The sequence below is a fragment of the Nitrosomonas europaea genome (assembly GCF_900167395.1).
GTDB classification, from domain to species: Bacteria; Pseudomonadota; Gammaproteobacteria; order Burkholderiales; family Nitrosomonadaceae; genus Nitrosomonas; species Nitrosomonas europaea.
On sequence record NZ_FUWK01000010.1, the window covers coordinates 1 to 22,177 of the forward strand.

The window sequence follows — 22,177 nt, forward strand, 5'->3', positions numbered from 1 at the left end:
TGCTTTCTTGCATATCTTCGACCGTGTCTGCCTGGAAAATGGTACGGAACATCGCCTGACCCAGCCAAATCACCCCTGGACCAATGGTCAAGTCGAACGCATGAACCGCACCCTCAAGGAAGCAACCGTCAAACGCTATCATTATGAAAATCATCAACAGTTGCGAGAGCATCTTTACAGCTTCCTGAATGCCTACAACTTCGCCAGGCGACTCAAAACCTTACGAGGACTCACACCTTACGAATACATCATCAAATGCTGGCAAAACGAACCTGAACGTTTTATCATCAATCCATACCATCACAAAGTGGGACTAAACAGGTAGTGGGTTAGCCTCTTCACGCAGCGGAAAATCGGCAAAACGTCCCGCCAGTTCCAGACAGTCCTGCGGCCATTCTTGTGTGGCATATTTGGTAATGAATTCAGCCACCCAACGGCTTTTGGATAGCCCACTGGCTTTGGCGCGCTGCTCGATCAGCGCCTGGATTTCGTCATCAAGATAAAGCGTGATTTGCGACATGTCACACCTCAAACAAATAAAATATATTAGGAAATATAAGTGTAGTGCAAGAAGCTGTCAATGAGGGTGATTGGATATGAGCGCGCGGGCTTCGGTGCAGTTGGGTATGTTACAAAACATTGGTTGCTTTGTTCTCCGGCGTGCCTTTAAGGAATCTCTGAAAAACTACCTGCGTTGCCATTTCTGCGTTAAAAATCGGCTTAAAATGCTCATTTATTATGTATATTTTACTCGGCGCCAGCGCCTCGCCCTACGGGCCAGCCTTGAACTGACTGCCTCGTCGACGTTTTTCAGAGGTTCCTTAACAACGGGTTTTGCCGAATGATTCATAATCTGAAAACAGTGTGATCCGGGAATGTCTTGTTATAATTATCGGATCGCTGCAGTTTTCAGTCCTGTCATAACGGAAAAGCGGGGTGGAGGTGTCTTGTAAAGGTAACATGCCCATCTCATCCTCTTCGGAAACAAACAGGCGGGTGTAGTTCAATGGCAGAACGGTAGCTTCCCAAGCTGCATACGAGGGTTCGATTCCCTTCACCCGCTCCAATCTGACGATCTTTCTCTTCATGTTTTAGCCATTAGCACCAAGGCGTAGCGTTTCCGATTTTCGTGGAGCGACAACTTGTCCAAAGACCTTGGTGTGATCGTGATCGTCGATCGAAAACAATCTCTTCCAGCGCATACCCGAGCTGTCGATGAGGTAACAAATGCTGCACAAGCAGTGGGTGTCTGGGTGCTTTTCACGCAGCTAGTTCTCCGTACTGTATCTGACTCTTCTGGAGCACTGCGCCGAGCTGATCCAGCAGTTTCCCGCTTCCGAGAGCTTTCACCACTCTACCCAATGCTATGCTGGACGGTGGGCTGGGCTTTACCTTGGTGTCTTGGCGGCGATCCAAAACGTTCGGGTAACACGCGGCTGAGATTGATCAGAAAGCGTACTTGTGCCGGGCGGCCCAGAATCGGCTGGTTGATGAAATTCGCCGGCAGTCACGCCATGAAGTACTGTCTCTGCATGAGCTGAGCGACGATGAACATCCCCTGCAGCATGATCCGGATGTGGCGCTTCGAACTGCGGATCTCTGGGCGCTGTTCCCCACATTCACCCAGCGGCTGGCTACGTCGAAAGGTGAGCGCCGGCAAATCGGGCTGCCGGATGGTTCACACATCGATCTGAATACCGACACAGATATCTCTATTGCCTTTTATGATACTCGCCGCACTGTCGAACTGCATCGTGGCGAGGCTTTGTTTTCCATTAGCCACGATATCCCGCCAGGCCGTTCCTGGTCGAAGCGGGCGATGCACGCGTGCTGGTTACCAGCACGCAATTCGACGTACGGCGCAACGAAGATCGTGTCATGGTCGCCGTACAGGCAGGGTCGGTCGAGTTTTCCGCCGGCCCCTGGTGGCGACGCAAGCATGCACTTCTGACGGCGGGCCAGGTTTCAGTGGCATCGCCGCAAGATGGTCTGGTATCTCCGTACCCTGATCATATCGAGACCATCACGGCCTGGCAGCGGGGGCGTCTGATCTTTCGCGATGTCCCTCTATCCGACGTGGCGGCCGAGCTGAGCCGCTACCTGACCCGCCCGCTGCGTGTCGCTGATGCGCGACTGGGGCAACTGCGTATCTCCAGCACGCTGAGCATCGAGACACCGGAAGCAGCCCTGGACATCCTGCCTGAAATCGCGCCAGTGACCGTTATACGTCATGTCGATGGCGGTGCCGTGCTTGTGAGCTTGTTGAGCTTTCCTCTGAGAGAGTAACCGCAAAGGGCTTCCACCTGGTACGCCACTCAAGCCTGTCATCGGACGCAGTTATGAGGTGTTGGTGTCAAGGGCAGTCTGTTCGATGAATGATTGAATACAGCGCTTTCTATTCCATCAAACGCAATGGCCAGGCAGTACGAGACCCGGCCTATCCACCGACTCCTGGTGATCTGGGCAGCAGTTGCTGCTATTTGGATGATGGCCGCATTACCAGCCGAGGGGTGGACATCGAGGTCAGTGGTTAAATCGTGTCAGGTTGGCAGATTCTGGCCGGTTACACGTTCAACGATAATGAAAGTAAGGCAGGTGCAAATACCAATCCAAACGCTGGCAACTGGTACGGTGCACTACGTAATTTTTTGGTGAGTATGCGGTATAGTTATTGATGAGACATCGATTACGCTAAACACGCTGTCGGACTGGCAGGCTGCTACTGTTTTGTCCGACAACAATTGCCACGGCCGAAACTGTGGCCGAGGCGTGCTGCGGTGCTCATCGGGTTACCGTGTTCATGGCCGTCTCTTGTTACATGAGGAATGCCTATTCCAGCTGGCTCCAATTCGGTTTGCTTGCCTGTATCAATGCGTTCCAGTCGTCTGGCGGGTTTCCGCGTCCGAGCATCTTTTCGAATATGGTATACGGGTCTGACTTGCTGCCCGATGACCGCAGGGTCTGCTCATCATTGACCCAGGTGTACACGATGACTTTTGCCTTCGAGTCGTACCGGAAGAACAGCCGGTACCGCCTTCCGAGTTTGGCCCGTCGCCAGTGGCGATAGGTTGGTCCCATGGTATTGCCCTGACGATATTCGTCGCGCACCGGATCGCCCGGCACCACGTCTTGCATTAGCTGGATCAAGGCCCGGAAGAACTTGACGTTGGTGTTGGATCCGAAGTCCTCCGGGTCGTTCTCTTGCGCACGCAGCACAGCCGCACGCAACCTCATCAACTGCTCGATCAGGTTGTCGTGGAACAACAGCGTCCAGCCATGCTGTTGCATCAGATTTCTACGTCCTCATCGAAATCATCGCCCAGGACTACGTTGTGGCCCGTATGCTCCAGCATCGTGCGAATCAGATCTTCCGGCAAACCACGAATGTTCCGGCCAGCCTCGATATCGCGAGCCAGAAGGGCCAGGAATGCAGCAATGGCGGGATCCTCGTGCCCGGTATCGGCACGGGTAACGATCACTTCGCCGCCACGCAGCTCGAACGCAAGCTTGCTGCCAGTATCGGCGCCAAGTGCCTGCCGGATGGATTTGGGCAACGTGATCTGGCCTTTGGAGGTCAGCGTGGCAACTTCATGAATGGTAGGCATGGCAGTTCTCCTGAAAGTAATGTTTGTATTGTAAGGAAATTTCCTTTCTTGTCAATGTGGAGCTTCATGTGGTCAGGGCAACCGGGTGAAAAAATAAGTAATTCTATAAATCAATTGGTTGTTGCTTCATTCATCTTGGTATATGTAAAAGAATATTAAATATCAATAAGTTGTTTTTGTAGCACGATTGCTCTGTATGAGGTGCGCTGGCGAGCTTCACTTCCGGGTCGAGTAACTTATAATAATGGATTAATCAAATCCGGGCGCTCGGAGATAAAACGATGAACAGGTCCAAACCTTTTTTTCTGTCGAATCTGCTGGTTCAGTGGCTGGCAATGCTCATATTTATGGTCAGCTTGCATGGCACGGCCGCCGCTGCGCCCGCTGATGACGAGAGGGCGCAGACCATCGTGCATATGCTCGATTACGTAGGCGTGGATTATCCCGAGTTCGTGCAGGACGGCAAGGTACTCAATGCTGAGGAGTACGAGGAGCAGCGCGAGTTTGCCACGCAGGCCATTACGCTGTTGGAGCAGTTGCCCAAAGTGCCGGAGCAGCCGGCGCTGCAGCAGCAGGCTCACGCGCTGCTGGCACGTATCGAGGCCAAGGCGCCAGGCAGTGAAGTTTCTGCGTTGGCCAGCCAACTGCGTGCGGGTGTGATTCAGGCGTGGAAGCTCAGCGTGGCGCCGCGTCAGGCGCCGGATCTGATGTTGGGTGCTAAATTGTTCGCTCAGCACTGTGCTACTTGTCATGGTGCGGAAGGTCATGGCGATGGGCCGCTGGCCAAGGGCATGGAGCCGGCCCCCAGCAATTTCCATGATGAGGCGCGTATGCGCCAGCGCAGTCTCTATGGCTTCTACAACACCATCACGCTCGGTGTGGGCGGCACGCCGATGCGTGCATTTACCGAATTCTCCGAAGCGGATCGCTGGGCGCTTGCTTTCTTTGCAGGCAGTCTGCGCGCCGACCCGGAGGCTGTTGCGCGTGGTGAGGTTGCATGGCGCGAGGGCCAGGGAAAGGCCGCGTTCGACAGCTTGAAATCGCTGGTTGATCAGGCACCCGGCGATCAGGCCGAGGCCGGCACGGTACTGGATGCGGTGCGTACCTACCTGACACAGCAGCCGCAGGCGCTACAGGCAGTTGCACCAGCGCCGCTGGCGTTCTCGCGCGCCAAACTCGATGAAGTGGTGCAGGCCTATACGCGTGGCGACCGTGAAGGCGCACGTCGGTTGGCGATTGCGGCCTATCTGGAAGGTTTCGAGCTGGTCGAATCCGCTCTGGATAATGTGGATGCGCTGTTACGTGCCGAGGTCGAGCGCGAAATGATGGCACTGCGTGCAGCCATTGGTGACGGCCAGTCTGCCGAAGCTGTGTCAGCTCAGGTTGTTAAAGTCAAGGCATTGCTCAATCGTGCCGACGACGTGCTGTCGGGCAGCAGTTTGTCGCCAATGACAGCTTTCGTGAGTTCATTGCTGATCTTGCTGCGTGAGGGGTTGGAGGCGATCCTGGTACTGTCGGCCATTATCGCCTTTGTCATCAAGACCGGACGGCGCGATGCTTTGCCCTACATCCATGCGGGCTGGATCGGTGCGGTGGTGCTGGGTGTCATCACCTGGGCGGTGGCAAGCTACGTGATCAATATCTCGGGTGCGAACCGTGAACTCACCGAGGGCATCACGGCGCTGCTGGCTGCGGCAATGCTGCTGTACGTGGGCTGGTGGCTGCACAGTCGCGCGAATGCACAGGCCTGGAGCCGCTTTATCCGCGAGCAGGTAAACGTAGCACTCGGCAAGCGTACGCTGTGGGCAATGGCTGGCATTTCGTTCCTTGCAGTGTATCGTGAGCTGTTCGAAGTGATCCTGTTTTACGAGGCACTGTGGGTGCAGGCTGGCGTGGAAGGTCATACTTCAGTACTGTGGGGTATCATGGCCGCAACAGCACTGCTGGTGCTGATCGGCGGCGCCATCCTGCGTTATAGCGTGCGGTTGCCGATCGGACCGTTCTTTGCGGTTATGTCGGTACTGCTGGCGTTCATGGCTGTAGTGTTCGTCGGTAACGGTGTCGCGGCCCTGCAGGAGGCAGGTATGCTCGATGCGACGGCGGTGCGCTTCATTTCGCTGCCGCTGCTGGGCATCCATCCGACCGAGCAAGGACTTACGCTGCAGGCGCTGACGCTGTTGCTGATCGCAGGTGGCTTCTGGTTCAATCGCAGGAAAACGGCGTAGTTACTGTACTTCGCACCGAAGGTCGATGACCGGCTGTAACCGTGATGCTCCATGTTCAGAAAAGCGCGGTTCTGCTGATATCCCCATGTATAATTGGGCCGTTTGCGGGTTATAAGTGGCTTTCTCATTTAGTCTGTGGCAGCTTCTTTTACCCGTTCATCATGTGGCTGTTAAACCAGTCCTGTCTTTGTCCGATGGAACTACTCGTACCGAGAGTGATTCTTTAACTACTACAAAAAACTTCAGAAAGAAACTGATGGCTATTCGTTCAATCAGATCACTGTTGTGCAGCCTGTTCGCAGTTTTATCGTTGCTGATACCTTTTGGCGCAATTTCAGCGGAAAAGACCACGGTCATCCCGGAGTCTCTGAAAATCCTTGGCTGGGTAGAGTTTACCCGTCTGGAGCCCTGGGGAATCAAGACGCCTGCCCGGATCGATACCGGCGCCAATACTTCTTCCATGAGTGCTCGTGATATCAATGTATTCAAGAGAAATGGCAAGACATGGGTCAGGTTTACTTTTGACTTCAAGAAGGGTACGGCGGAGCGTTCCATCGAGATCGAGCGTCCGCTGGTGCGTATGGTTAAAATCAAGCAGCATGATGGTCCCTCGCAGGAGCGCCCGGTGATCTCCATGGAGATTTGTCTGGCTGATGAAATCCGGGAGGCCGAATTCGATCTGATCGACCGGCGTGCTTTGAATTACCCGGTACTGCTCGGGCGCAAGGCGCTGGCCGGATATGTGGTAGTCGATCCTGCACGTGCCTATCTCACCAAGGCAGTGTGTGGCCATACCAAAAAGAAAAAAAAGGGCAGTGAACCAGCTGATCCCGGGCAGCAGCACGAATGAGAAAACTGCATCTGTATCTGCTGGCATTCATACTGTGTCTTGCGGGATTGGGGCTGGCTTATTACAAAGCTGCGGTAATCGGCCTGCCTTTGACTGCCTCTGAAGAGGCGCAGGTATGGAATATCGAGGCCCGTATCAGTTTTCGTGCCAAACCGGACAGTGCAATCAAGGTAACCCTGCCGCTGCCTTTCAATCCTGCCGGTTATTCCATCCTCGATGAGGATTTCGTCAGTGCAGATTACGGACTGGCAATCGAACAGGATAACACTGGCCGTGTTGCGCGCTGGGCCAAGCGAAGGGCGCAGGGTAAACAGTTACTGTTTTACCGGGCCGTATTGTTCGAAAACGAGGAAGTTGCACCCAAATCGGATGCCGCACCGGTTTACCCGAAACCACCCGAGTACCCAGAGAATCTGGCACCGGTGATTCAGGGAGTGCTGGACAAGGCGCGCCAGCAGTCAGCCGATACCATTTCCTTTACACAGCGGGTGATTGAACAATTGAATGCGGCAGCATCGATACCGGAGCTGAAATTGCTGGTGAAGCATGTCAGCCGTACGCGTAATCTGGCTAAAACCCTGAGCTGGGTGCTGGCCGGTGCCCGTATTCCATCCCGTGTCATTCGGGGATTACGCTTGCAGGATGACAAGGACTACGCGGATCTGGAACATTTTCTGCAGGTTTATGATGGTGAGCAGTGGCGCACCCTGAATATCAAAGATGGCCAGGAGGGCCTGCCGTCGAATTTCATCATCTGGCAGATCGATGATGACCGTTCCTTCTCGATTGAGGGGGCTTCCGAATCCGGAATCCAGTATTCAGTCGCCAGAACCTTACAGGAAACCGTCAACATTGCCGGGTTCCGTTCGGCGGAGAAAGGCTCCCATCTGATGGATTTTTCGCTGTATTCCTTACCGGTGCATACCCAGAACGTGTACAAGGTGTTGCTGATGGTGCCGCTGGGGGCGCTGGTCGTCGTGTTCATGCGTAACATCATCGGAATCCGTACGTTTGGTACATTCATGCCCATTCTGATCGCACTGGCTTTCCGTGAAACAGAATTGTTCTGGGGATTGATTCTGTTCAGCCTGATCGTGGGGCTCGGGCTGCTGTTGCGCGCTTATGTCGAACAGCTGAAGCTGTTGCTGGTTCCCCGCCTGGCGGCGGTGCTGACCATGGTTGTCCTGCTGATGGCGGGGGTCAGCGTCATCATGCACAAGCTCGGGTTCGAAATGGGGTTGTCCGTGGCCCTGTTTCCGATGGTGATCATGACGATGACGATCGAGCGCATGTCGCTGACCTGGGAAGAGGCCGGACCGGCGGAGGCATTCAAGCAGGTGTCGGGCAGTTTGCTGGTGGCAGTGATCGGGTACCTGGCCATGAATATCAGCGAGTTCCAGTATATGTTTTTCGTATTTCCTGAACTGTTACTGGTGTTGCTGGCTGTGATTCTGCTGCTGGGCCGCTACTCCGGCTACCGGCTGATGGAGCTCTGGCGTTTCCGTGCGTTCGCACGGAACAAGCCGTAATACCATGTTCGGGTTTCTGGAGAAACTCAGGCAGAGCGGCGTCGTCGGTATGAATCAGCGCAATGCTGATTTCATTCTGCGTTACAACAAGCGCTCGCTTTATCCGCTGGTGGACGACAAACTGCGAACCAAATACCTGGCAACTGCATCCGGTATTGCGGTGCCCGAACTGTATGGTGTCATCGAAATCCAGCACGATGTCGCCAGTTTTCCAGATATCGTCAAGGATCACGAGGATTTCGTGATCAAACCGGCACATGGTTCAGGAGGAAACGGTATCTGTGTCATTACCGGACGTCTCAACAACCGTTATCGACAGAGCAATGGCGATCTGCTGACCGAGGAAGACATCGAATATCACGTCTCGAACATACTCAGTGGCCTCTACAGCCTGGGTGGACAGCCTGATCAGGCACTGATCGAATATCGGGTCAAATTCGATCCGCTGTTCGAAACGGTTTCCTACCGCGGCGTACCGGATATTCGTACCATCGTGTTCAGAGGGATTCCGGTGGCCTGCATGGTGCGCCTGCCAACTCGTATGTCGGATGGTAAAGCCAATCTTCATCAAGGTGCCGTGGGAGCGGGTATCGATCTGATGACCGGTCGCACTACCCATGCCATCTGGCAGAATTATCCGATTGAACAGCATCCGGATACCGGTGCTACCATCAGCGGGCTCGCAATTCCTCACTGGTATAAATTGCTGACACTGGCAGCACAGTGCCACGATCTGGTCGGACTGGGGTATCTGGGCGTGGATGTCGTGCTCGACCGGGAACTGGGCCCGCTGGTACTGGAGCTCAATGCACGTCCGGGTCTTTCCATTCAGATAGCCAACCGCAGGGGCATGAGCCGTTTGCTGGAGAAAATCGCCAAACTGGAAGAAATCCCTGCTGCGGCAGCAGATCGTGCCACATTGGGACAGGAATTATTTCTGGAAAATCAGACCTGATTTTCTGTATTTACGGCTATGGTCGCAGGTAATGTTCTTATCCTTACCCTTCGCGCAAGATCAGAGGTTCTTATTCCATTCCCAAATCAAAAATGACACGAAGGCGAGCCGCAGACAGTATAAATAATACGGCCAGGCGAAGCCGACAAAGTTAGTTTTGATTTAGAAATGGAATTAGCGTTGACTGGCCGCCTGTACGGCAGTCAAGGCAATGGTATAAACAATATCTTCCACCGATGCGCCGCGTGACAGATCATTCACCGGCTTACGCAGGCCTTGCAACATGGGGCCGACACTGACTACGTTGGCGCTGCGCTGTACGGCTTTGTAAGTGGTATTGCCGGTGTTGAGATCCGGAAAGATAAACACGGTAGCGCGCCCTGCTACCGGGCTGCCAGGTGCTTTTTGCCGGCCCACGCTGGCAATCGCAGCGGCATCGTATTGCAGAGGGCCGTCGATCAGCAGATCGGGACGTGCCAAACGGGCAAGTCGAGTGGCTTCGCGTACTTTTTCCACTTCTTGCCCGCTGCCGGAATCACCGGTGGAATAACTCAACATGGCTACGCGTGGCTCGATACCCAGTGCCTGTGCCGACGCGGCACTTTGCAGTGCGATATCGGCCAGTTCTTCAGCCGTAGGATTAGGATTGACCGCACAATCTCCATACACGACGACTTGTTCTGGCAGCAGCATAAAGAAGACAGAGGAGACAAGTTTAAAACCCGGTGCTGTTTTGATCAGTTGCAAAGCGGGGCGAATGGTATTGGCGGTGGTATTGATTGCGCCGGAGACGAGGCCATCGACTTCACCCGTCGCCAGCATCATGGTGCCCAGCACGACATTGTCCTCCAGTTGCGCCAGCGCCATGGGTTCATTTAATCCTTTGTGCTTGCGTAACTCCACCATAGCCGCCACATAATTTCGGCGCACTTTTTCCGGATCAATCATTTCAAGCCCTTCGGGCAGGGTAATGCCACGTGCGCTGGCCACCGCTTTTACTGCATCAGGTTTTGCCAGCAACACGCAACGGGCAATGCCACGTTCCTGGCAAATGGTTGCCGCTTGTATGGTGCGGGGTTCGTACCCTTCCGGTAACACGATACGGCAATCAGCCTCTTGCGCCCGCTTGACCAGGCGATAGCGGAAGGCGGGGGGAGAAAGGCGTTGTTCCTGTGGCTCACCACAGCGCTTAACCAATAATTCCTGACGAATATGATTCGCCACAAAGTTGGTGATGCGCTCAGCACGCTCGTGGTCATCCAGCGGAATCTCCCGATTCATGCGATGCAGGTTGGCGGCGGTATCGTATGAATTGGTCGTGACGGTACAAACTGGTAATCCTTTTGTCAGTGCACCTTTGCACAATTCCAGCACGCGCGGATCTGGCGGAAAATCACTGCACAGCAGTAACCCCGCCAGTGGTACACCATTCAGTACGGCAAGGCTGGCGGCCATGACAATATCGTCCCGGTCACCAGGTGTTACCACCAGAACTCCGGGACGTAACAATGTCACTGAATTGGGGGCGGCACTGGCAAACAGCACGATATCCTGTACACGGCGTTTTTCACTATCCCCCGCGTTTACGATCTGAGCTTGCAGCTGTGTGACAACGTCTGCCATGCGAGGAGCATTCAAGGAATCCTCCCAGGGAATACAACCCAGAATCTGAAAGCTGGATTGATGGAACAGGGTGGAATGGTTTTTTAGCTGTTCAAAAAGATCATCAGAATGATCGGTGCGAATTTTATTGAGGATTACGCCCAATAGACGAGGATTCTGAGCACCACCAAAAAATTGAGCCTGAATTTCAATACGATCTGTAATTGCCTGCAGTGCATCATCTTCGGCAGATGAAACGAGGATGATATCAGCATCAAGGCTGCTGGCCAGCCTGGTATTCACGCGTGAGGCATAGCTGACATGGCGTGTAGGTACCATACCTTCTACCACCATCACATCATAACCTTCAGAGGCTTGCTTAAATCGCCGGACGATATCTTCCATCAAGTCGTCAATCTGACCTTCACCCAGCAGATGTTCAACTGTAGCTAACGGAAGCGGAGCGGGTGGTGCCAGGCCCAACGTTCGCGAGATCAGTTCAGTGGAATATTCAAGCTTGGAATTACCGGGATGTTGCTGAGCGACAGGTTTATAAAAACCCGCTTTAAGGCCGCCATATTCGAGCGCCCGCACCAATCCTAAACTGGTTGAAGTGAGTCCGACACCAAAGCCGGTAGAGGTAACAAAGAAAGTATGCATGCCTTTTTATTCATCCCGCGTCAAGGTTGGTGAAAAAACGCTGAGGAACTTCTGAAAAACTATCTGCGTTGCCATTTCTGCGTTAATCCAGGTGATCGCTCACGACCAAACCAGTTCACCAGCAACTGTCCGGACAGTGGTGCGGCGTTCAGATATCCGGGTGAGTCACAAGCTGTCGCCAATCCCACCGGGCTACGTCCTCGTCCGGCAACGGTTGTTATCACGCGTGAAGATGGCGTCGTCGTCGGGCAAGTTTTTGTCTGGCCCTGCCACTTGCCGCGCTTCAGCCTGCCGCCATCGGATCCCAGAGTTCTGGCTGCAGCATCTGCTTCAATCGATCCAGAATGCACCGTGTTGACGCTGCAAATACCAGAGTGAGTTTTCCTCTTCACGACATACACCGTAGCGAAAGGAAGGCGGCAATCCGGGAAACTGGAAACGCAGATCGATGAACCAAACGCAGATGTTTTGTGCAGGATGGTCGATGCCATCCAGAACCGGGAATTGTGCGAACTGACGGAACGGTGCCAGAACCGGCTGCTGCCAGGCTTCGTGCGACAGGGCTGCATACTCGGGAGAGCGGCTGTCGTGCAGGCGGTATGATCGCCAGTTTGCCATTGCCAGCGGGCGATAGGCTGCAGTCATGTTACATAACAGATTACTTGTATCAGTACACTTAAGCAGAGTGCTCCGTCTCAGATTGATTCGTGCGACATGCAGCTCGGTGTCATCACGAATAATCACCATCTGATTGAAAGGCGACAAAGGTTGTGGCAATACACTGACTGTCTGCTGATCGAGCATTTTTTCAGCGGCATGCACTTTCCCCGCCTGCATGGCTTCCTCGTGCAGCATCCATAAAAATGATACATACGCCACGATACCGATCAGTGAAGCCACTGCATAGACCCGTTTTGTCGGGAAAATGGCACTCAGGACAAGTCCGGCAAGGATGATCGCAGTGAACCACGGATCGATGACGAACACGAGGGGCAGAGAAAATCGCCAGGTGGAAAACGGCGCCAGCAGCATCAGACCGTATGCTGTCACCAGATCGCCCAGAATATGGATCATGATGCCCAGGCACGCCGGTACGAAGAATGATCGCCATGGGTAATGTCCCCCGGTAAACCGGGAAAACAGATGCGCCAGCAGGAATGCCCAGAAAGGCAGCATCACGAGCGAATGCGTCGGCCCCTGATGCCAGTTGAGATAAGTCAGGGTATCGATCAGCCGCAAGACGACATCGCTATCCGGAAAAGCGGCCGCTACACTTCCGGCAACGATACGTTCCCGCAACGGCAATCGCTGAGCATACTGAGTATGCGAAGAAGTAACGGCTCTCATCAGCAACGCACCGCTCAACGTATGTGTCACAGGGTCCATCTTTCTCTCCTGTGCCAGACGCACACTCGGGTGCGTCCGAGACTGCAGTTTCCAGGTTTAATCGAACTGCAGCGGAATTTGCTGTTTGTGTGGCACTGTACTTTTTTCGGGATCTTTACCATACACCTTCTGACCCAGCCAGGCAGCCATGGTCAAATGGCGCTTCAGAAACTGGCGGGTATGGCGCGAGTTTTCTGATTCATCCCGCATCCAGAAAAAGAAAGTCATCAGATAAATAGTCGTCAGCGTGCTTTCCTCCAATGCTCGCCGCATGAATGTGGCATCACGCTGTGCTGCCTCACGTACCCACTGCACGGTGCGGCTGACACGCATGACAGCAGGTATCTGAATATGGATATGCCCGAATTCCAGCTTGGACATGATCATCTGCCGGGTTACTTTGCGCTGTACCGCCAGTGCATCCAGCCAGATCATGATGAGATGATGGATACGTTCAGACGCAACCAGATCGAGAAAACCGGCAGATTCGGCTTCCTTCAGCATACGACTGTCAGCACGGTCGAACCAGGCATCGATCAGCTCATCTTTCTCACGAAAATACAATCGGATTTCATCCAGGGAAACAGCCAGCCTGGCTGCTATATCGTACAACCGCACCGCTTCCCAGGATGTATGAGCAGCCAGCTCCACTGCCGTATCGACGATTGCATCACGCATCGGATCATTATTTATCGTCATATCGAGCCTCCTTATTTCTCAAAACAGGAAATGCAATACTTTTCATTGTACCTGTCTTGCCTGATGGATCGGTTATACCATTTATGATCGAGCTGACTGTTTTCCCTGGATATCTTTCGCACAAATAACGAAAAAGGACGATTACTGCTTTATTTCTACTACTCCCCCTGCCCGTGCTATTCCCCTGATGATACGTCCGGTGTGGTTGCGCACCTGGACGACTTCTCCTGCGGCCGCGGCAGCAAGCGCCTCGCCTTCCATGCTGACGGCAAATCCTGCTCCGGTTGCAGTGAGCCGTACTTTCTGCCCGCGCGAGATGACGTGCGGCGCACGTAACTGGTGCGTGCGGATGGGTTGTCCGGAAGCGAGGAATGTCGTTGCTACTTTGCCGATAACCTGATCGGGATCGGTGGCTACTTCTCCGGGAATACGCACGAGATCTGCTTCTTTACTAACGATGTCCTGAGCCTCCAGCTGTTTTCCCATACTGACCGGCTGTGCAGCATGCACGACACGGGTAATCACTTCGATTTCAACCGGAACATACAGTGTCCAGGTGGCTTCATCCTGACAGCGTACCCCCACTGAGAACTTTCCCCATACCCGTCCTCCCGTCGGCAGAAACGGCTGGGGCTGGCGGCATGAGCGCGGTGTCTGGCGTGTATCCGGTCTGTTCGATTTGATGATGACTTTACCGGGCAGATGGCGGGTTTCATTGCGCACAAAGTCGTTTACGACCTCGAGTATCGTCGATGCGGATGAATCTTCGCTGGCGGTTGCCGCCATCGGGGTCAGGGCATACACGAGAACGATCAGTAAAAATTTTATTTTCATGATGGACAAGGTTGATACCAGAGGACTGGTTACGGGCAATTTTTGCCGCCAGCGGCAATTTTTGCCGCTACGTTCCGCATGGTATCGCTGCCCCGCCCCGGTTAACCTGGAAATTGAAGGGTGATCATGTGCCAGTTTGATTCATTGACCGTAAGGAAACGGTCGATTCAGCCTGGCACGATTCCTGCTTAATGATTAGTGACTACTTTGCAGGAGGAAAGCATGATCAGCAAACTGGAAAATCTGGTTGGTTTTAACCAGAGAGCACTGGGATTACGGGCAACCAGACAGGAATTACTGTCCGGGAATATCGCCAATGCCGATACCCCGGGTTTCAAGGCAAGAGATTTCGATTTTGCCAAAGCGATGCAAAACGTTCAATCGCCGCAGCGGGTACAACATTCCTCTCTGGCGACTACAGCACCCGGACATATCGGTATGGCAGATTTCAGGTCGATCACCTCCGTACCAAAGCAGTACCGTGTGCCGCAGCAACCCAGTATCGATGGTAATACCGTCGATATGGACACCGAACGGATGCAGTTTATGGATAACGCCATGCGCTATGACGCCGGGCTGACATTTATCAGCGGCCAGTTCCGTACCTTGTTATCAGCCATCAAAGAAGGAAATTAACAGCCATGTCCCTATTCAGCGTATTCAATGTAGCCGGTTCATCCATGGCAGCCCAGTCGCAGCGACTGAATGTCGTGGCCAGCAATCTTGCCAATGCAGACAGTGCTACCAGTTCGACTGGAGAAGCCTATCGTTCCCGCCAAGTGGTGTTTCGCACGATCGATGTCACGGCAGATAAGGCGAAGGGAGTAAAAGTGGCAGGTGTGGTGAACGACCCTTCACCCATGCGGGTGGTGTACGACCCGAAGCATCCGATGGCGAATGAAAAGGGGTACGTCACTCTGCCCAATGTCAACGTGGTGGATGAAATGGTCAACATGATGTCGGCTTCGCGCTCCTATCAGAACAGTGTCGACATGATGAACGTGACCAAAACACTGCTGCAGAAAGCGTTAACAATCGGTCAATAAAAGGAGAGAACGCACCATGAGTCAGGTACAGAACAATTCCAGCGTATCCGAGCTGCTGGCTTCGAATAGCGGCAGTATCAAGTCTTATCGCAAAGACGAGGAGGATCCTCAGGATCGGTTTCTCAAGCTGCTGGTGACACAAATGCAAAACCAGGATCCGCTCAGTCCGATGGACAATGCGGAAGTGACCAGTCAGATGGCGCAGATCAGCACCGTGAGCGGTATCGACAAACTCAATACCACGCTGGAGAAACTGGTGGCGGATTCCGATGCTCGGCGTTCGTTTGAAGCAGCCACTATGATCGGCCGTGGTGTGCTGGTTCCGGGAACCGACATGCAACTGGAAAATCAGGCGGCGATAGGCGGGTTTGAGCTGGCTGAGTCGGTGGACAAGCTTACCGTCACCGTCAAGGATAGTGCCGGCATTACCGTGCGTGAAATCGATCTTGGCGCACAGGCTGCAGGTGTAGGCACCTTCGTCTGGGATGGTATGGCCAATAACGGGAACGCAGCGGCGGATGGACAGTACAGCTTCGCACTGAAGGCGATACGCGCTGACAAGGAAGTATCTTCCTCGGCCCTGGCGTTCGGTTCAGTCAGCAGCGCTCAGGCAGGTAAGGATGGCGCTTTGCTGGAAGTGGGCCGGCTGGGATATGTCGGTATGGATGCAGTTAAGAAAATATTCTGAGTGGAGAGTAAATCATGGGTTTTCAACACGGATTGAGTGGATTAAAGGCAGCTTCAGCCAAGCTGGATGTCACGGGTAACAATATCGCCAATGCCAACACGGTTGGATTCAAGCAATCACAAGCGCAGTTTGCTGATGTTTACGCCAATGCGCTGGGAGGCGGCAGGAATCAGATCGGGATTGGTACTCAACTGGCAGCTGTCGCGCAGGAATTTAATCAGGGGAATGTGACACCTACCAATAACCCGCTGGATGTCGCAATTACCGGCAATGGTTTTTTTCGGATGGATAACAACGGTTCGATCAGTTTTACCCGTAACGGCCAGTTTCATCTGGATAAGGACGGGTTTCTGGTCAATGCGAGCAATTACAACGTTACTGGTTTCGGAGCGGATGCATCCGGCCAGATTATCCCCAATATCCCGGTCAATCTGCGGTTGCCTACAGCAGATATGACGCCTAATCCGACTACCAGTTTCATGACAGGGGTCAATCTGGATGCGCGTGCTGATGTAGTGACTGATCCTTTTAATGTAGCTAATCCAGATACCTATACCCATTCTACTTCGGGAGAAATTTTTGACAGTTTTGGTAATTCCCATATATTAAATTTATATTTCCAGAAAACAGCTGCATCCACTTGGGGCGTATATACAGCCGTGGATGGTACAGTAGTAGATCCCTCTACTGGATTATCTGGTACGGATAGCCCAATCACTTTGAGCTTTAATCCATCCGGGATCATGACATCAACCGGGTCAAGTACGATTAATGTGGCTGCTTCTGTACTGGGTGCGGGCGTTTCACCGCTTGCTTTTGAGCTTGATTTAACCCGTTCCACCCAGTTTGGCAGCAAATTCGGGGTGAATGTGATGAGCCAGGATGGATTTGCTTCGGGTCGCCTGGCCGGGTACAGCATTTCTGATGATGGCCAGATCAGAGCCAGTTACTCCAATAACGTCACGCGCACAGTCGGTCAACTTGTACTGGCAGGTTTTTCCAATCCTAACGGTCTCAAGCCGCTGGGAAGCAATCAGTGGGGTGAGACGGCTGAATCCGGATTGCCGTTGGTGGGGACTCCGGAGACGGGTGTGCTGGGCTCACTGCAATCTTCAGCAGTGGAAGAATCCAATGTTGATCTGACGACCGAGCTGGTCACCCTGATCATGACGCAGCGGGTCTATCAGGCCAATGCCAAGACCATCGAGACACAGGATGCAGTAATGCAGACCATCATGAATATCTGATGGCTTTCTGTTTAACCCTGATTAGGTGACGATTCAAAAATGGACAGACTGATTTACACCGCGATGACCGGTGCATTGCACACGATGACTCAGCAGGCAACGGTTTCTCATAATCTGGCCAATGCTTCGACTACGGGTTTCCGGGCTCAGACTGACGCTTTTCGGGCAGTGCCCGTTTATGGGGAATCACTGCCCACCCGGGCATTCGTGCTGGATTCGACGACGGGTGCGGATTTCACGCCGGGTGCGATCCAGCAGACCAACCGCCCGCTGGATGTGGCGGTGCAGGGTTCCGGCTGGATTGCGGTACAGCTTGAAAATGGGGAAGAAGCCTATACCCGGCACGGCAATCTCAAAATGGACGCCAATGGCATTCTCCAGACGCAACAGGGCTTCAACATCAAGGGAGAATCCGGTCCCATTACCATTCCACCCGATAGTCGCATCGCGATTGGCAAGGATGGCAGTGTTTCAGTGCTGCCGTCAGATTCGAGAATGACCGCCGTTTCGATCGTCGGACGGATCAAGCTGGTCGATCCGCCGGCAGAGCAGCTTGTTCGGGGAGAGGATGGCCTGTTCCGGCTGAAAGAGGGAGGTCAGGCGCCTGTCAGTGAAAAAGTGGCCCTGATCGATGGCGCGCTTGAAAGCAGCAATGTCAATGTAATCAGCGAGATGGTGAAGATGATCACTCTTGCGCGGCAGTTCGATATGCAAATGAAGATGCTCGAAAATGCCCAGCAGAATGCCCAGCAGGCAGGTGAAATCATGACACTGAGAGGCTGATACGGGTAGATGCCGGGATGTCGTGACATTGCTGGTAAATTTTTAATTACGCTGAAAGGATAACGATATGGTTCGCTCATTATGGATATCGAAAACGGGTCTGGATGCCCAGCAGACCAAAATGGATGTAATTGCAAACAATCTGGCCAATATCAGTACCAACGGCTTCAAACGGATGCGCCCGGTATTCGAGGATCTGCTGTACCAGACCATCCGTCAGCCGGGTGCCCAGTCATCCGAACGGACTCGCCTGCCTTCCGGCCTGCAGTTGGGAACCGGGGTGCGGCCGGTGGCAACCGAGAATATCTTCTTGCAGGGAAATTTGCAGCAGACCGGCAATACGCGTGATGTGGCGATTCAGGGAGAGGGATTCTTCCAGATATTGCTGCCTGATGGCACACTGGCTTATACCCGTGATGGTGCATTCCAGTCCGATCAGGATGGTCAAATGGTGACTGCGAGCGGTTTTCCGCTGCAACCGTCCATTACCATTCCGCCGAACACACTGAATATCACGATCGGGCGGGATGGCACAGTATCCGTCCTGACGCCGGGTTCGGCTTTACCAGTGCCAGTGGGTAACATTCAACTGACCACCTTCATCAACCCGGCCGGGTTGCAGCGCTTCGGCGAGAATCTCTATCTTGAAACCATGAGCAGTGGCGTGCCCAATCCCGGTATTCCGGGTACCAATGGCATCGGGCTTTTGAATCAGGGCTTCGTGGAAACTTCCAACGTGAACGTGGTGGAAGAACTGGTCGAGATGATCCAGACGCAGCGTGCGTATGAAATCAACTCCAGATCGATCTCGACTTCCGATCAGATGCTGGCCCGGTTGACTCAGCTTTGATCCATCTGATGTCAGATTTTATCGATCGGATATATCAATGGGAGACTCAGGCTTTTCGGTGTTTTCACCGGATCGTGCAGCGCCTGAGTTTGTGGATGGACAGTGTTCAGGTGTCATGGAATCGTTTATGAGAAATCGTGGTCATCTGGTGTTACCCGTGCTTATCGTCATGATCTGTGTGGTTTCGGGTTGTGCGATAACGCCCACTCCGAAAGTACAGCAGCCAATGTCGGTGCGGCCGCCCGATCTGCCGGTCATTCCTCCGAGCCAGACCAGCGGAGGGATTTATCAGGCAGTGTTCGACTACCAGGGAAGAGGACGTTATATCCCTCTGTTCGAGGATCGGCGCGCCCGCAGTATCGGCGATACCATCATCGTTGCGCTCAACGAGAAAACCAATGCAAGCAAGAAAACCGGCAGCAATGCTCAGCGTGCAGGTGAGATCGGGCTTTCGGTACCGTCATTTCTTGGCTTGCCGTTCAAGTCGATTTTTCAGGATCTCGATCTGGAAGCCACCTCGAGCAACAAGTTTGATGGCAAGGGGGAGAGCTCCAGTAATAACAACTTTACCGGCACGATCGCCGTTACGGTGTTGGACATTCTGCCTAACGGCAATCTGCTGGTCAGTGGAGAAAAGCAGATCGGCATCAATCAGGGGCATGAATTCATCCGGCTTTCCGGCGTGATCAACCCGATCAACATCATCAATAACACCGTGTCATCGATACAGGTGGCCGATGCGCGTATCGAATACCGGGGCAACGGTTATCTGGATGAAGTGCAAACCATGGGCTGGCTGTCACGCTTCTTTTTGTCGATTTCACCCTTCTGAGCATAACGGGAACATATCATCATGACATTATCCAAATGGATCCTGAGTTTCGGGTTATCGGTCTGCCTGATCGTTTCTCATCCGGTTTCTGCTGAACGTATCAAGGATCTGGCCAATATCCAGGGGGTACGTGCCAATCAGTTGATCGGTTACGGTCTGGTGGTGGGCCTGGATGGCACGGGTGACCAGACCCAGCAAACGCCGTTTACCGTACAGAGTATTCTCAGCATGCTGGGGCAACTGGGCGTGAACTTGCCGCCTGGTACCAACCTGCAGTTGCGTAACGTGGCATCGGTGATGGTAACGGCAACGCTGCCGGCTTTTGCCAAACCAGGACAGCAGATCGACGTGACCGTTTCATCCATGGGAAATGCCAAGAGTCTGCGTGGCGGAACCTTGCTGATGACGCCCCTGAAAGGGATCGATAATCAGGTTTATGCCGTGGCTCAGGGCAGCCTGGTGATTGGCGGAGCAGGCGCCAGTTCAGCGGGCAGCAGTGTGCAGATCAATCATCTGGGAGCAGGGCGGATCAGTGCCGGTGCCATTGTGGAACGTGCCGTACCGACTGTGCTGGGCCAGGGGGAGTACATCAACCTGGAGCTGCGCGACACTGATTTCACGACCGCACGGCGTATCGTCGATACAATCAACAGCCGCTTTTCGTATGGTACCGCTACGGCGCTGGATGGGCGCGTCATTCAGCTGCGGGCACCCTTGAACAACAATCAGCGCGTTACGTTTATTTCACAGATCGAAGATCTTGATGTCATCCCGGCGCAGGGTATAGCCAAGGTCATCATTAATGCCCGCACGGGTTCGGTTGTCATGAATCAGATGGTGACCCTTGAATCCAGCGCAGTGGCACACGGCAATCTTTCAGTGATCATCAATACCCAGCCGATCGTCAGCCAGCCGGGGCCGTTTGCACAACGTGGAGAAACGGTTGTGGTGCCGCAGTCGCAGATAGAGGTGCGTTCGGAAGAAGGAAATCTGATGCTGCTGCCGGGATCGGCCAGTCTGGCCGATGTGGTGAAAGCGCTCAATGCCATTGGCGCCACACCGCAGGATCTGCTGGCAATTCTGCAGGCACTCAAGGCATCCGGATCTTTACGGGCGGAACTGGAAATCATCTGATGGACACTTCTAAGAATTGGTTTTTCAGGCGAATCGCGGCGTTGCGTGGTGCTCGCTGCCTCGCCTATCTATTTGATATGCCTCGTTGTTGCGCTCCGTGCGCCTTGCGCTTCATCCTGCATAACCGGATTTTTAGAGGTGTCTTTGATAATCCTCTGATGGTGACAGTTATATGATCAATTCAGCCGATCTTTCCGGTCAACTGGCCATCGATGCACAGGCAGTCGATCAATTACGTACCCGAGCCAGGCACGACCCGCAGGAAGCGTTGAAACAAACAGCGAAACAGTTTGAGGCGCTGTTTCTCAACATGATGGTCAAGAGCATGCGCGAGGCAACTCCCAAAGGCGGATTGTTTGATAGTGATCAGTCGCGTTTCTATACGCAGATGCTCGACCAGCAACTGGTACAGAATCTTTCCGAGAAGGGCATCGGTCTGGCTGATGTGCTCGTGCAGCAACTGTCGAAAACGATGGGTGAGGAACAATCGCCGGGCAATGCTATCGATCAGGCGGAATCATTATTGACGACCATTACCGGAAAGAGCGGGGAGCCGCTGGTTTCACTGGCGCCGGGGCAAACAAAGGATTTGCCTTCTCAGCTCTGGTCGAATCTCAACCGGTCTTCCGTCAAACCCAGCTTTTCTACTGTTTCACCGACAATGCCGGCAGGCAGAGTGGGAATTGCTTCCAGCTCAGGAGGGATCGGTTCTGCTGAGTCAGTCGCCGCTCATCCCAGAGAATTTGTCCGGGATGTGTTGCCGCATGCACGCAAGGTGGCGCGTGAGACCGGGATTCCTGAGCATTTCATGATTGCGCAGGCCGCACTGGAAACCGGCTGGGGCAGACATCAGATTCGCCGCGCGGATAATCAGCCAAGTTTCAATCTGTTTGGTATCAAGGCAAGCGGAAATTGGCGTGGGGGAGTGGTAGAAACGGTAACTACTGAGTACGTGGATGGTAAACCACAAAAGCTCAGGGAAAAATTCAGGACTTACGATTCGTATGAAGATGCTTTTCGTGATTATGCAAAATTACTGCAGAACAATCCCCGTTACGCAGCCGTGCTGAAAAGCCGTAGTGCTACCGCGTTTGCCTGGGGATTGCAGCAGGCTGGTTATGCAACTGATCCATCCTACGCGGAGAAACTCTTGAAGATCATCAACAGTGATGCGTTGAGCATATAGCGGAACTGGAGTGGGGGAGGAAAAACATTTCCTGCAAGCTGTGTCGGTATGCGGTATTCCGCGGTG

Annotated in this window: 25 protein-coding genes, 1 tRNA gene and 1 pseudogene; 19 read left to right on the forward strand and 8 right to left on the reverse strand. The window is 53.5% G+C overall.

All coding sequences use genetic code 11. The annotated features are described in order from the left end of the window. Window positions 1-325 (forward strand): integrase core domain-containing protein (locus B5D58_RS04865; RefSeq protein WP_143779548.1); only part of this gene is annotated, 325 nt, incomplete at its 5' end. Here the strand turns inward: B5D58_RS04865 and B5D58_RS04870 are convergent. Further along, complete coding sequence (locus B5D58_RS04870; RefSeq protein WP_011110926.1) at window positions 314-520, reverse strand: ribbon-helix-helix domain-containing protein; 207 nt, start codon at window positions 518-520, stop codon at window positions 314-316. The genes B5D58_RS04865 and B5D58_RS04870 overlap by 12 nt on opposite strands. A 472-nt stretch (window positions 521-992) precedes the next feature. Between B5D58_RS04870 and B5D58_RS04875 the strand changes: the two genes are divergently transcribed. The 5 genes and pseudogenes from B5D58_RS04875 (at window position 993) to B5D58_RS13840 (ending at window position 2,534) form a co-directional block, all read left to right on the forward strand. Next, window positions 993-1,066: transfer RNA gene (locus B5D58_RS04875), tRNA-Gly, on the forward strand. 230 nt (window positions 1,067-1,296) lie between these two features. Next, window positions 1,297-1,440: a hypothetical protein gene (locus B5D58_RS14545; RefSeq protein ID WP_425311375.1), complete on the forward strand. Its 144-nt coding sequence runs from the start codon at window positions 1,297-1,299 to the stop codon at window positions 1,438-1,440. Between the two features lie 136 nt (window positions 1,441-1,576). Continuing rightward, window positions 1,577-1,774: pseudogene (locus tag B5D58_RS14410) on the forward strand (FecR domain-containing protein); the annotation flags it as partial. 194 nt (window positions 1,775-1,968) lie between these two features. Further along, window positions 1,969-2,286 (forward strand): FecR domain-containing protein, encoded by a 318-nt coding sequence (locus B5D58_RS04885; RefSeq protein WP_050731227.1) that lies wholly within the window; start codon window positions 1,969-1,971, stop codon window positions 2,284-2,286. A gap of 89 nt (window positions 2,287-2,375) precedes the next feature. Next, window positions 2,376-2,534 (forward strand): hypothetical protein, encoded by a 159-nt coding sequence (locus B5D58_RS13840; protein ID WP_158297454.1) that lies wholly within the window; start codon window positions 2,376-2,378, stop codon window positions 2,532-2,534. Window positions 2,535-2,829: 295 nt separating this feature from the next. Here the strand turns inward: B5D58_RS13840 and B5D58_RS04890 are convergent, their stop codons facing one another. Both B5D58_RS04890 and B5D58_RS04895 read right to left on the reverse strand, forming a co-directional pair. Then, complete coding sequence (locus tag B5D58_RS04890) at window positions 2,830-3,288, reverse strand: type II toxin-antitoxin system YhaV family toxin (RefSeq protein WP_011110927.1); 459 nt, start codon at window positions 3,286-3,288, stop codon at window positions 2,830-2,832. Next, entirely contained in the window at window positions 3,288-3,605 is a 318-nt protein-coding gene (locus B5D58_RS04895; RefSeq protein WP_011110928.1) for a type II toxin-antitoxin system PrlF family antitoxin, read from the reverse strand. The genes B5D58_RS04890 and B5D58_RS04895 overlap by 1 nt, the downstream gene beginning before the upstream one ends. Before the next feature lie 281 nt (window positions 3,606-3,886). Here B5D58_RS04895 and B5D58_RS04900 point away from each other — a divergent pair, with 281 nt between their 5' ends. The 4 genes from B5D58_RS04900 to B5D58_RS04915 all read left to right on the forward strand — a co-directional run bounded on the left by B5D58_RS04900 (window position 3,887) and on the right by B5D58_RS04915 (window position 9,164). Then, a complete protein-coding gene (locus tag B5D58_RS04900; RefSeq protein ID WP_011110929.1) occupies window positions 3,887-5,830 on the forward strand; it encodes a cytochrome c/FTR1 family iron permease in 1,944 nt (647 codons plus the stop codon). Between the two features lie 256 nt (window positions 5,831-6,086). Continuing rightward, window positions 6,087-6,680 (forward strand): ATP-dependent zinc protease family protein, encoded by a 594-nt coding sequence (locus tag B5D58_RS04905; RefSeq protein WP_143023707.1) that lies wholly within the window; start codon window positions 6,087-6,089, stop codon window positions 6,678-6,680. Then, window positions 6,677-8,209: an inactive transglutaminase family protein gene (locus B5D58_RS04910; RefSeq protein ID WP_011110931.1), complete on the forward strand. Its 1,533-nt coding sequence runs from the start codon at window positions 6,677-6,679 to the stop codon at window positions 8,207-8,209. Before B5D58_RS04905 ends, B5D58_RS04910 begins: the two co-directional genes overlap by 4 nt. Window positions 8,210-8,213: 4 nt before the next feature. Then, window positions 8,214-9,164 (forward strand): alpha-L-glutamate ligase-like protein, encoded by a 951-nt coding sequence (locus tag B5D58_RS04915; RefSeq protein ID WP_011110932.1) that lies wholly within the window; start codon window positions 8,214-8,216, stop codon window positions 9,162-9,164. Window positions 9,165-9,338: 174 nt separating this feature from the next. On the opposite strand, the gene pta is transcribed toward B5D58_RS04915, so the two are convergent. From pta to flgA, 5 genes are all read right to left on the reverse strand, one after another. Further along, window positions 9,339-11,426, reverse strand: coding sequence for a phosphate acetyltransferase (pta, locus tag B5D58_RS04920; protein WP_011110933.1), 2,088 nt, complete (start codon window positions 11,424-11,426; stop codon window positions 9,339-9,341). Between the two features lie 59 nt (window positions 11,427-11,485). Then, on the reverse strand, window positions 11,486-11,776 hold the full coding sequence (locus B5D58_RS13545; protein WP_041356377.1) for a hypothetical protein: 291 nt from the start codon (window positions 11,774-11,776) through the stop codon (window positions 11,486-11,488). Beyond that, window positions 11,757-12,812 carry a metal-dependent hydrolase gene (locus tag B5D58_RS04925; RefSeq protein WP_011110934.1) on the reverse strand — a complete coding sequence of 352 codons (1,056 nt, stop codon included), beginning with the start codon at window positions 12,810-12,812 and terminating at the stop codon, window positions 11,757-11,759. The genes B5D58_RS13545 and B5D58_RS04925 overlap by 20 nt, the downstream gene beginning before the upstream one ends. A gap of 57 nt (window positions 12,813-12,869) precedes the next feature. After that, window positions 12,870-13,511 (reverse strand): TetR family transcriptional regulator, encoded by a 642-nt coding sequence (locus B5D58_RS04930; RefSeq protein ID WP_011110935.1) that lies wholly within the window; start codon window positions 13,509-13,511, stop codon window positions 12,870-12,872. 141 nt (window positions 13,512-13,652) lie between these two features. Next, window positions 13,653-14,345: a flagellar basal body P-ring formation chaperone FlgA gene (flgA, locus tag B5D58_RS04935; protein ID WP_011110936.1), complete on the reverse strand. Its 693-nt coding sequence runs from the start codon at window positions 14,343-14,345 to the stop codon at window positions 13,653-13,655. Window positions 14,346-14,567: 222 nt separating this feature from the next. Here flgA and flgB point away from each other — a divergent pair, with 222 nt between their 5' ends. The 9 genes from flgB (at window position 14,568) to flgJ (ending at window position 22,111) form a co-directional block, all read left to right on the forward strand. After that, the gene (flgB, locus tag B5D58_RS04940; protein ID WP_011110937.1) at window positions 14,568-14,981 is read left to right on the forward strand and encodes a flagellar basal body rod protein FlgB; all 414 of its coding nucleotides are present in this window, start codon (window positions 14,568-14,570) and stop codon (window positions 14,979-14,981) included. A 5-nt stretch (window positions 14,982-14,986) separates the two neighbouring features. Then, the gene (gene flgC / locus B5D58_RS04945) at window positions 14,987-15,391 is read left to right on the forward strand and encodes a flagellar basal body rod protein FlgC (protein WP_011110938.1); all 405 of its coding nucleotides are present in this window, start codon (window positions 14,987-14,989) and stop codon (window positions 15,389-15,391) included. A 16-nt stretch (window positions 15,392-15,407) separates the two neighbouring features. Beyond that, window positions 15,408-16,079 (forward strand): flagellar hook assembly protein FlgD, encoded by a 672-nt coding sequence (locus B5D58_RS04950; RefSeq protein WP_011110939.1) that lies wholly within the window; start codon window positions 15,408-15,410, stop codon window positions 16,077-16,079. Window positions 16,080-16,093: 14 nt separating this feature from the next. After that, window positions 16,094-17,326 (forward strand): flagellar hook protein FlgE, encoded by a 1,233-nt coding sequence (gene flgE / locus B5D58_RS04955; protein WP_011110940.1) that lies wholly within the window; start codon window positions 16,094-16,096, stop codon window positions 17,324-17,326. A gap of 39 nt (window positions 17,327-17,365) precedes the next feature. Next, complete coding sequence (gene flgF / locus B5D58_RS04960; RefSeq protein ID WP_011110941.1) at window positions 17,366-18,109, forward strand: flagellar basal-body rod protein FlgF; 744 nt, start codon at window positions 17,366-17,368, stop codon at window positions 18,107-18,109. A gap of 67 nt (window positions 18,110-18,176) precedes the next feature. After that, the gene (gene flgG / locus B5D58_RS04965) at window positions 18,177-18,959 is read left to right on the forward strand and encodes a flagellar basal-body rod protein FlgG (protein WP_011110942.1); all 783 of its coding nucleotides are present in this window, start codon (window positions 18,177-18,179) and stop codon (window positions 18,957-18,959) included. Between the two features lie 37 nt (window positions 18,960-18,996). After that, window positions 18,997-19,791 carry a flagellar basal body L-ring protein FlgH gene (locus tag B5D58_RS04970; protein WP_011110943.1) on the forward strand — a complete coding sequence of 265 codons (795 nt, stop codon included), beginning with the start codon at window positions 18,997-18,999 and terminating at the stop codon, window positions 19,789-19,791. A gap of 21 nt (window positions 19,792-19,812) precedes the next feature. Further along, window positions 19,813-20,925: a flagellar basal body P-ring protein FlgI gene (locus tag B5D58_RS04975; RefSeq protein ID WP_011110944.1), complete on the forward strand. Its 1,113-nt coding sequence runs from the start codon at window positions 19,813-19,815 to the stop codon at window positions 20,923-20,925. Between the two features lie 172 nt (window positions 20,926-21,097). Then, entirely contained in the window at window positions 21,098-22,111 is a 1,014-nt protein-coding gene (gene flgJ / locus B5D58_RS04980; RefSeq protein WP_011110945.1) for a flagellar assembly peptidoglycan hydrolase FlgJ, read from the forward strand. Window positions 22,112-22,177: the final 66 nt, after the last annotated feature.